The organism is Streptococcus cristatus ATCC 51100, from assembly GCF_000222765.1.
GTDB lineage: Bacteria > Bacillota > Bacilli > Lactobacillales > Streptococcaceae > Streptococcus > Streptococcus cristatus.
This window is the reverse complement of sequence record NZ_AFUE01000006.1, coordinates 415,506-425,534: the sequence shown is the minus strand read 5'-3', so window position 1 is coordinate 425,534 and position 10,029 is coordinate 415,506. Positions and strand designations below refer to the sequence as shown.

General features: G+C 45.6%; 2 protein-coding genes, 10 tRNA genes, 3 rRNA genes and 1 pseudogene. All 16 read left to right on the top strand.

The genetic code is table 11. The features are described from left to right. Positions 1-167: 167 nt before the first annotated feature. Positions 168-1,714 (top strand): 16S ribosomal RNA (locus HMPREF9960_RS05510). 53 nt (positions 1,715-1,767) lie between these two features. Further along, positions 1,768-1,840, top strand: a tRNA-Ala gene (locus tag HMPREF9960_RS05505). Between the two features lie 126 nt (positions 1,841-1,966). Continuing rightward, positions 1,967-4,864: ribosomal RNA gene (locus HMPREF9960_RS05500) — 23S ribosomal RNA — on the top strand. Positions 4,865-4,964: 100 nt separating this feature from the next. Next, positions 4,965-5,080 (top strand): 5S ribosomal RNA (gene rrf, locus HMPREF9960_RS05495). The 16S, 23S and 5S rRNA genes sit together here with 10 tRNA genes alongside, the layout of an rRNA operon. A 29-nt stretch (positions 5,081-5,109) precedes the next feature. Continuing rightward, positions 5,110-5,182 (top strand) — tRNA-Val (locus HMPREF9960_RS05490). Positions 5,183-5,186: 4 nt separating this feature from the next. Next, positions 5,187-5,259: transfer RNA gene (locus tag HMPREF9960_RS05485), tRNA-Asp, on the top strand. Positions 5,260-5,289: 30 nt separating this feature from the next. Further along, positions 5,290-5,362 (top strand) — tRNA-Lys (locus HMPREF9960_RS05480). A 5-nt stretch (positions 5,363-5,367) separates the two neighbouring features. Next, a tRNA-Leu gene (locus HMPREF9960_RS05475) sits at positions 5,368-5,449 on the top strand. Positions 5,450-5,464: 15 nt separating this feature from the next. After that, positions 5,465-5,537: transfer RNA gene (locus HMPREF9960_RS05470), tRNA-Thr, on the top strand. A gap of 16 nt (positions 5,538-5,553) precedes the next feature. Further along, positions 5,554-5,625 (top strand) — tRNA-Gly (locus tag HMPREF9960_RS05465). Positions 5,626-5,630: 5 nt separating this feature from the next. After that, positions 5,631-5,716, top strand: a tRNA-Leu gene (locus tag HMPREF9960_RS05460). 18 nt (positions 5,717-5,734) lie between these two features. After that, positions 5,735-5,808: transfer RNA gene (locus HMPREF9960_RS05455), tRNA-Arg, on the top strand. A gap of 42 nt (positions 5,809-5,850) precedes the next feature. Further along, positions 5,851-5,924: transfer RNA gene (locus HMPREF9960_RS05450), tRNA-Pro, on the top strand. Between the two features lie 497 nt (positions 5,925-6,421). Further along, positions 6,422-7,330, top strand: a pseudogene (locus tag HMPREF9960_RS11065) (DUF6574 domain-containing protein); the annotation flags it as partial. 18 nt (positions 7,331-7,348) lie between these two features. Then, positions 7,349-9,064, top strand: coding sequence for a TcaA second domain-containing protein (locus tag HMPREF9960_RS05440; protein WP_005589248.1), 1,716 nt, complete (start codon positions 7,349-7,351; stop codon positions 9,062-9,064). A 9-nt stretch (positions 9,065-9,073) separates the two neighbouring features. After that, positions 9,074-9,856 carry an LD-carboxypeptidase LdcB/DacB gene (gene ldcB, locus HMPREF9960_RS05435; RefSeq protein ID WP_005589250.1) on the top strand — a complete coding sequence of 261 codons (783 nt, stop codon included), beginning with the start codon at positions 9,074-9,076 and terminating at the stop codon, positions 9,854-9,856. Positions 9,857-10,029 lie beyond the last annotated feature (173 nt).

Sequence of the window (10,029 nt, the reverse complement as noted above, 5' to 3'; positions counted from 1 at the left end):
ATAGGTGATATACTGATATAGTTGTCGACTTGAGAGAGACGATAAAGAGACCTTTGAAAACTGAACAAGACGAACCAATGTGCAGGGCGCTACAACATATGTTGTAGTACTGAACAAAGAAAAAACAATAAATCTGTCAGTGACAGAAATGAGTGAGAACTCAAACTTTTAATGAGAGTTTGATCCTGGCTCAGGACGAACGCTGGCGGCGTGCCTAATACATGCAAGTAGAACGCTGAAGGAGGAGCTTGCTCTTCTGGATGAGTTGCGAACGGGTGAGTAACGCGTAGGTAACCTACCTGGTAGCGGGGGATAACTATTGGAAACGATAGCTAATACCGCATAATATTGACTATTGCATGATAGTCAATTAAAAGGTGCAAATGCACCACTACCAGATGGACCTGCGTTGTATTAGCTAGTTGGTGGGGTAACGGCTCACCAAGGCGACGATACATAGCCGACCTGAGAGGGTGATCGGCCACACTGGGACTGAGACACGGCCCAGACTCCTACGGGAGGCAGCAGTAGGGAATCTTCGGCAATGGACGGAAGTCTGACCGAGCAACGCCGCGTGAGTGAAGAAGGTTTTCGGATCGTAAAGCTCTGTTGTAAGAGAAGAACGAGTGTGAGAGTGGAAAGTTCACACTGTGACGGTATCTTACCAGAAAGGGACGGCTAACTACGTGCCAGCAGCCGCGGTAATACGTAGGTCCCGAGCGTTGTCCGGATTTATTGGGCGTAAAGCGAGCGCAGGCGGTTAGATAAGTCTGAAGTTAAAGGCTGTGGCTTAACCATAGTACGCTTTGGAAACTGTTTAACTTGAGTGCAGAAGGGGAGAGTGGAATTCCATGTGTAGCGGTGAAATGCGTAGATATATGGAGGAACACCGGTGGCGAAAGCGGCTCTCTGGTCTGTAACTGACGCTGAGGCTCGAAAGCGTGGGGAGCAAACAGGATTAGATACCCTGGTAGTCCACGCCGTAAACGATGAGTGCTAGGTGTTGGGTCCTTTCCGGGACTCAGTGCCGCAGCTAACGCATTAAGCACTCCGCCTGGGGAGTACGACCGCAAGGTTGAAACTCAAAGGAATTGACGGGGGCCCGCACAAGCGGTGGAGCATGTGGTTTAATTCGAAGCAACGCGAAGAACCTTACCAGGTCTTGACATCCCGGTGCCCGTCCTAGAGATAGGATTTTGCTTCGGCACACCGGTGACAGGTGGTGCATGGTTGTCGTCAGCTCGTGTCGTGAGATGTTGGGTTAAGTCCCGCAACGAGCGCAACCCTTATTGTTAGTTGCCATCATTTAGTTGGGCACTCTAGCGAGACTGCCGGTAATAAACCGGAGGAAGGTGGGGATGACGTCAAATCATCATGCCCCTTATGACCTGGGCTACACACGTGCTACAATGGCTGGTACAACGAGTCGCAAGTCGGTGACGGCAAGCTAATCTCTTAAAGCCAGTCTCAGTTCGGATTGTAGGCTGCAACTCGCCTACATGAAGTCGGAATCGCTAGTAATCGCGGATCAGCACGCCGCGGTGAATACGTTCCCGGGCCTTGTACACACCGCCCGTCACACCACGAGAGTTTGTAACACCCGAAGTCGGTGAGGTAACCTTTTAGGAGCCAGCCGCCTAAGGTGGGATAGATGATTGGGGTGAAGTCGTAACAAGGTAGCCGTATCGGAAGGTGCGGCTGGATCACCTCCTTTCTAAGGAAAAACGGAAGCCATTGGTCGTCATGTTTAGTTTTGAGAGGTCTTGTGGGGCCTTAGCTCAGCTGGGAGAGCGCCTGCTTTGCACGCAGGAGGTCAGCGGTTCGATCCCGCTAGGCTCCATTAGGATAGTGGAAACTATTCTAAACTTGTCCATTGAAAATTGAATAACTATATCAAATAGTAACAAGAAAATAAACCGAAACGCTGTGAATATTAATGAGTTTAAGACTGAAAGGTCAAAAATAAGGTTAAGTTAGTAAGGGCGCACGGTGGATGCCTTGGCACTAGGAGCCGATGAAGGACGTGACAAACGACGAAATGCCTCGGGGAGCTGTAAGTAAGCGCAGATCCGGGGATGTCCGAATGGGGGAACCCAACAGGTACTACCTGTTACCCATCTCTGTTAAGGAGATGAGGAGGAAGACGCAGTGAACTGAAACATCTAAGTAGCTGCAGGAAGAGAAAGCAAAAGCGATTGCCTTAGTAGCGGCGAGCGAAACGGCAGGAGGGCAAACCGAAGAGTTTACTCTTCGGGGTTGTAGGACTGCAATGTGGACTCAGATTTTATAGAAGAATGACATGGGAAGGTCAGCCAAAGAGAGTAAGAGCCTCGTATTTTAAATAGAATCTGTACCTAGCAGAATCCTGAGTACGGCGGGACACGCGAAATCCCGTCGGAATCTGGGAGGACCATCTCCCAACCCTAAATACTCCCTAGTGACCGATAGTGAACCAGTACCGTGAGGGAAAGGTGAAAAGTACCCCGGAAGGGGAGTGAAATAGAACCTGAAACCGTGTGCCTACAACAAGTTCGAGCCCGTTAATGGGTGAGAGCGTGCCTTTTGTAGAATGAACCGGCGAGTTACGTTATGATGCGAGGTTAAGTTGAAGAGACGGAGCCGTAGGGAAACCGAGTCTGAATAGGGCGAATTAGTATCATGATGTAGACCCGAAACCATGTGACCTACCCATGAGCAGGTTGAAGGTGCGGTAAAACGCACTGGAGGACCGAACCAGGGCACGTTGAAAAGTGCTTGGATGACTTGTGGGTAGCGGAGAAATTCCAAACGAACTTGGAGATAGCTGGTTCTCTCCGAAATAGCTTTAGGGCTAGCGTCGACATAGAGATTCTTGGAGGTAGAGCACTGTTTGGGTGAGGGGTCCATCCCGGATTACCAATCTCAGATAAACTCCGAATGCCAATGAATTATGGTCGGCAGTCAGACTGCGAGTGCTAAGATCCGTAGTCGAAAGGGAAACAGCCCAGACCACCAGCTAAGGTCCCAAAATAATTGTTAAGTGGAAAAGGATGTGGGGTTGCACAGACAACTAGGATGTTAGCTTAGAAGCAGCTATTCATTCAAAGAGTGCGTAATAGCTCACTAGTCGAGTGACCCTGCGCCGAAAATGTACCGGGGCTAAAACAATTTACCGAAGCTGTGGATACCTTTATAGGTATGGTAGGAGAGCGTTCTATGTGTGGAGAAGGTGTACTGTGAGGAGCGCTGGAACGCATAGAAGTGAGAATGCCGGTATGAGTAGCGAAAGATGGGTGAGAATCCCATCCACCGTAAGACTAAGGTTTCCAGGGGAAGGCTCGTCCGCCCTGGGTTAGTCGGGACCTAAGGAGAGACCGAAAGGTGTATCCGATGGACAACAGGTTGATATTCCTGTACTAGAGTATGAAGTGATGGAGGGACGCAGTAGGCTAACTCGTGCGTACGAATGGATGTACGTCTAAGCAGTGAGGCGTGGTATGAGTCAAATGCTTATACCTGTAACGTTGAGCTGTGATGGGAAGCGAAGTTTAGTAGCGAGTGAGTGATGTCACACTGCCAAGAAAAGCTTCTAGCGTTGTATCATACTCTACCCGTACCGCAAACCGACACAGGTAGTCGAGGCGAGTAGCCTCAGGTGAGCGAGAGAACTCTCGTTAAGGAACTCGGCAAAATGACCCCGTAACTTCGGGAGAAGGGGTGCTGACATAAGTCAGCCGCAGTGAATAGGCCCAAGCAACTGTTTATCAAAAACACAGCTCTCTGCTAAATCGTAAGATGATGTATAGGGGGTGACGCCTGCCCGGTGCTGGAAGGTTAAGAGGAGTGCTTAGCGGAAACGCGAAGGTATGAATTGAAGCCCCAGTAAACGGCGGCCGTAACTATAACGGTCCTAAGGTAGCGAAATTCCTTGTCGGGTAAGTTCCGACCCGCACGAAAGGCGTAATGATTTGGGCACTGTCTCAACGAGAGACTCGGTGAAATTTTAGTACCTGTGAAGATGCAGGTTACCCGCGACAGGACGGAAAGACCCCATGGAGCTTTACTGCAGTTTGATATTGAGTGTCTGTGCCACATGTACAGGATAGGTAGGAGCCTATGAGATCGGGACGCCAGTTTCGATGGAGGCGTTGTTGGGATACTACCCTTGTGTTATGGCCACTCTAACCCGGATAGGTGATCCCTATCGGAGACAGTGTCTGACGGGCAGTTTGACTGGGGCGGTCGCCTCCTAAAAGGTAACGGAGGCGCCCAAAGGTTACCTCAGACTGGTTGGAAATCAGTCGCAGAGTGTAAAGGTATAAGGGAGCTTGACTGCGAGAGCTACAACTCGAGCAGGGACGAAAGTCGGGCTTAGTGATCCGGTGGTTCCGCATGGAAGGGCCATCGCTCAACGGATAAAAGCTACCCTGGGGATAACAGGCTTATCTCCCCCAAGAGTTCACATCGACGGGGAGGTTTGGCACCTCGATGTCGGCTCGTCGCATCCTGGGGCTGTAGTCGGTCCCAAGGGTTGGGCTGTTCGCCCATTAAAGCGGCACGCGAGCTGGGTTCAGAACGTCGTGAGACAGTTCGGTCCCTATCCGTCGCGGGCGTAGGAAATTTGAGAGGATCTGCTCCTAGTACGAGAGGACCAGAGTGGACTTACCGCTGGTGTACCAGTTGTCTCGCCAGAGGCATCGCTGGGTAGCTATGTAGGGAAGGGATAAACGCTGAAAGCATCTAAGTGTGAAACCCACCTCAAGATGAGATTTCCCATAACGCAAGTTAGTAAGAGCCCTGAGAGAAGATCAGGTAGATAGGTTAGGAGTGGAAGTGTGGCGACACATGTAGCGGACTAATACTAATAGCTCGAGGACTTATCCAATTTTCATTGAGCGCAGCTTTTGGCAAGTATTGTGAGCTTTGAGTAGTTATTCAATTTTGAGTTGACAAGGCAACAAGATGTTGTAAGTTAATTCAAAAAGTTAAGTGACGATAGCCTAGGAGATACACCTGTACCCATGCCGAACACAGAAGTTAAGCCCTAGAACGCCGGAAGTAGTTGGGGGTTGCCCCCTGTGAGATATGGTAGTCGCTTAGCAGGATAGGAAGTCGGAGTACTTCCTTTTTGGGAGTTTAGCTCAGCTGGGAGAGCATCTGCCTTACAAGCAGAGGGTCAGCGGTTCGATCCCGTTAACTCCCATATAGGTCCCGTAGTGTAGCGGTTATCACGTCGCCCTGTCACGGCGAAGATCGCGGGTTCGATTCCCGTCGGGACCGTTGAAATTGTTAGACAGTTTCAAGAAGAAAGACTCGTTAGCTCAGTTGGTAGAGCATTTGACTTTTAATCAAAGGGTCACTGGTTCGAGCCCAGTACGGGTCATAAGCGCGGGTTTGGCGGAATTGGCAGACGCACCAGATTTAGGATCTGGCGCTTTAGGGCGTGGGGGTTCAAGTCCCTTAACCCGCATAGAAATATAAATGAGCCGGCTTAGCTCAGTTGGTAGAGCATCTGATTTGTAATCAGAGGGTCGCGTGTTCAAGTCATGTAGCCGGCATTTTTTGGATAGAGATGCGAACGTAGTTCAGTGGTAGAACACCACCTTGCCAAGGTGGGGGTCGCGGGTTCGAATCCCGTCGTTCGCTTTGAGGCCGGGGTGGCGGAACTGGCAGACGCACAGGACTTAAAATCCTGCGATTGGTAACGATCGTACCGGTTCGATTCCGGTCCTCGGCATAGCGGATATGCGACAGGGCACCCTTAGCTCAACTGGATAGAGTACCTGACTACGAATCAGGCGGTTAGAGGTTCGACTCCTCTAGGGTGCATGAAGGGAAACGAGGTCATATGACTCCGTTTTTACTTATGATCGGGAAGTAGCTCAGCTTGGTAGAGTACTTGGTTTGGGACCAAGGTGTCGCAGGTTCGAATCCTGTCTTCCCGATATGCTAATTCATAGAAGACAACGGCTATATGCTGTTGTTTTTTTATATTTTATGGGTTCTGGTTTTTTGCTTTTCTATGATGCCTCTATAATTTATAAGTTTTCGTAAATTAGATAGTATCCATATAGGATGTGGTCTTTTTACTTTTTGATTAAAGTATTTGGCTTACTTCATATTTTTGGGTGGTTATGCGTGCCTAATGCCTTGATTGAATTTTTACCTGATTTTTTGTATACTAATATAAGGATAATCATTTATTGATGTGAGATTTTTATATGTTAAAGCAAGATTGGCTCGAATATTTTGAAGCTGTGAATGGTCGTTCAGCAACGAATGCAGAAATTGCTCAAGCTTTGCTAGCTGGTGAGTTTGTTTAACCTGAGGTGGCAAGTGCACATCAAGTTGGAAGTGAAACTGGCTCAATCATATCAGACTCTGTTCCAGCACAAGGAGTAGCTTCAAACGGTGAATATTATGCTCAGCAACACGATGCTTTCAGAAACAGAATGGGCAAGCATCGTTCACTCAGCCAACTGGGCAGCAATATCAAGAACATTGTCAGCAACAGCCTAACCAAAACCAATTTGCTAATCAAGCACAATCATTTGCTCAACAGGGATATCCTTATCAACAACCAAATGGTGGGCAACCTAACCAGTTTGTTGGTCAGCCTCAATCTTCTGGTCCGCAAGGCTTCAATCACCAAGCTTATCAAAACAATCCGCAAGGTCAGTTCAATGCACAGAATTTCCAGCAAGTACCACAGGCCTACTACAGTCAGCAACAGCCTGCGCAACCAAGTGAATTTTCTAAAACAATGAAGGGTTTCTGGGCTTGGCTTGTTTCTGCTTGGAAGTCGCCAACTTCAGAAGTTGAAAGTAGCAAATTAAATGGCTATCTTTCCCTAGGATTGATTGTTTTCTTTGCGGCTATTGTGGTGAATTATAATTTTTATAATATTATTTCTTCGGTGAGTTTTGGCTTTTACAGTGGTCCGACTTTTGATTTTAGACTTTTCTTGGTCTCACTGATAGCGGCAGCCCTCGTTCTTTTCTCCATTATTTTAGGAGGCTTTGCTGTAAAACGCATGGTCTATAAGGATGGAAGCTTTAGCTTTAATAAGGCATTTGACTGGTATGGCAGACTCTATGCGATTGTCTTACCTTTTGTGGCTTTTTCTGCCTTATTTAGTTTACTTGGGATTATGTCTGTTTCCCTCTTTCTAGCATGGATTGGCTTAGTGTTAATTGGGGTCGGAGCAACCTTTGCTTTGATTTATTCAAAATCCAGCACGTCAATGGATCCTTTTTATAAATATTTACTGGCAATTATTGTCAATAGTGTGATTACATTTATCTTTACTTTCATCGCTTTCTCATTACTGATGAGTCTTATGATGATGTAAAGTTCTTGGAGGTGATTTATGGCAACGAAAGAAAAATGGGTTGAGCTTTTTGAGCAAGTCATTGGTAGAAAGCCAACCGCAGATGAGTTTTTAAAAGGAAAACGTTCTGACTTTGATCCCAAGAAGATTATTTCTATTGCGGCTCCTGCAGGACAAAGTAACGATAGGCCAGCTGAAGAGAAGCAAAGCTCGGTGACTCAGGAACAAAATTTTGGGCAAGAGGAGCCAGCTGTAGAGTTTCTCAAAGAAGAATTTGTTGAGGCTTCTCCTAAAGAAGAAAAGCAAGAGATTTCAGAATCGGATCAATACCAAGAGCAACGGGAGAATTGGCTGCAAGCTTTCGAGACGAATATTGGTAGAAAGCCGACTAAAGAGGAGTTTTTAGAAGCACGAAATCAAGGTTTTGCTAATTTGCCTATTCGCTCTGAATTACTGGAATCGGAATTGCCTCAAAAACCAATACAAAAAAGAAGATCGAAGAAGAAAGTCATGCTGATTACTTTTCCTCTTATTCTACTTTCTGTTTTGGTGGCAGCCTTTCTTTATTTGAGCTCGGTGACAGGTGTTAAAGTTGTTACGGATGATTTTGCAAAAGCGGTTACTAAAAAGGATTATGATGGAATCGCAAACTTACTTTCTTCTAACTCAGATAAGTGGACACGTGCAGACGCGAGGGCTTTGGTCGAGCACTTAGAGAGTCAAGAAATCAATATTGAGACCGAGCTGGACAACATTGCTAAGTCAAAGGGAAAATCAGCCTATATTGATGACAATCAGAATAAACTTTTAGGTGTAACTGAAAAAAGCAAGAAATTTGGTATTTTTCAGGAATATCAAATAGTGGCCTATCCAGTAGAAGTTAAGGTTAACACGAACTTAGACAATGCGAGTATCAAAGCAGGAGATAAGAAAAGCCTTCCTTTGAGTAAGAATGCTGAAACGAATATTGGCAAATATCATTTTATCAAGCAGGAATTTACCCTTAAAGGGAAGACGGAAGTCGGAGAAATTGAGAGTAAGATTCAGCTTGATTTAGCAACTGCTAAGAATAATGAAATTAAATTGGATCTTAAATCTGAAAAGAAACGATTGAAGGTTATTATGCCAGCAGAAGCTTCAAATGCAGCAGACCTTAAAATTGTTGTAAATGGCAAGGAAATTGGTGGTGGCTTGGAAACAGATATTCAAGTCGTACCACATCAAGAACTGGAAGTTTATGCTAAATTTGTTGTTGCTGATAACACTTTTGTAACCAACAAGGAAAGTATTGTTGTCAAGGGAGACACGCTTGATGTTGCTTTATCTTTACCTAAAGAAGTGACAGATAAGATCAAAGAAAAGGACGAAGAAGCTAAAAAGGTAGAAGCTAACAAGGCAAAAATCACCAATTTCCTTAGCGAATATCGCACGGCTGTTTTCAGATCGGTCTCTAATCGTTCTAATTATTATGCTCAATATTATGACACTTCTAGTCCAGCATACAAGGAAATGGTTGAGTGGACTACAGGTGGTGGTGTCAAGAAGGCGAAAATTGATTATTACGATCCAGGAGCTTTGGATATCCGTGAAGTGAGAGAGGAGAACGGCTCCTATATTGTGACGACTTATGAAGACTATACAGTTCACCATATTGATAGTACTCCAAATAGTGTCAATCGAAAAAATAAAACTTACTATTTAAAGCCGACCGGAAATTCCTTTGCAATCTACAATATTGAAGTTTCAGAAAGTTAGTGGAATACAATGAAATATAATAAACTTATTTTTCTAGCAATGTCAGTCTTGGTTTTAAGTGCTTGCTCAGCAGCCAAAGACAAGACTGAAAGTAGTACAAACAAGCAGACCAGTAGCTCAAAGGTATCTGTTGAAAAGAAAGAGGCTGAAAAAGACCAGGCATCTAGCCAAGATACAAGGAGTGAATCGGATAGTGCGGAGTCTAAAAAGGAGCAAAAGCAGGACGTAACTGTTGATAAAAATGTTTCTTACAATGGCAGCTACTATAGCGTTCAAGGGAAATATGACGAAATAGTCATCGCCAATAAACACTATCCATTATCAGCTGACTACAATCCAGGTGAGAATCCGACTGCTAAAGCAGAACTACTTAAGTTAATCGCAGATATGCAGTCCAAAGGTTATCCTATCAGCAACCAATATAGCGGTTTTCGTAGCTATCAAACTCAGGTCGGCCTTTATCAAAGTTATGTGAATCGAGATGGACTAGCTGCGGCTGATCGCTATTCGGCAAGACCAGGCTACAGCGAGCACCAAACTGGTTTAGCATTTGATCTGATTGATAGTAGCGGCAATCTGGTTGAAGAAGCTGGAGCTAGTCAGTGGCTCTTGGACAATGCCTATAAATATGGTTTTGTAGTACGCTATCCTGTTGGCAAGGAGGGGTCTACTGGCTATGTGCCTGAAAGTTGGCATTTACGCTATGTAGGAAAAGAGGCCAAGGAAATTTCCGAATCTGGTCTCACACTGGAAGAGTATTATCATTTTACAGGTGGTAATTATGTCCAGTAAAATCTAATTGCAGACTCAGCATCTACCTTATTCTCAAAAGTTAGAAGCTACATATCTCACTTTAAAAGCGGAGTTGAACTGCTGGATGATTAGAAAAATGCATAGTAAAACCAGTCCTCGTTTTTTGGGGACTGGTTTTTTGTTTTATTGACACTAAGACCTAACTCATAAGA

Excerpts from the sequence above, each read along its gene's own strand:
- HMPREF9960_RS05440 (WP_005589248.1), top strand. The coding sequence starts at position 7,349 with ATGGCAACGAAAGAAAAATGGGTTGAGCTTTTTGAGCAAGTCATTGGT.
- ldcB (WP_005589250.1), top strand. The coding sequence starts at position 9,074 with ATGAAATATAATAAACTTATTTTTCTAGCAATGTCAGTCTTGGTTTTA.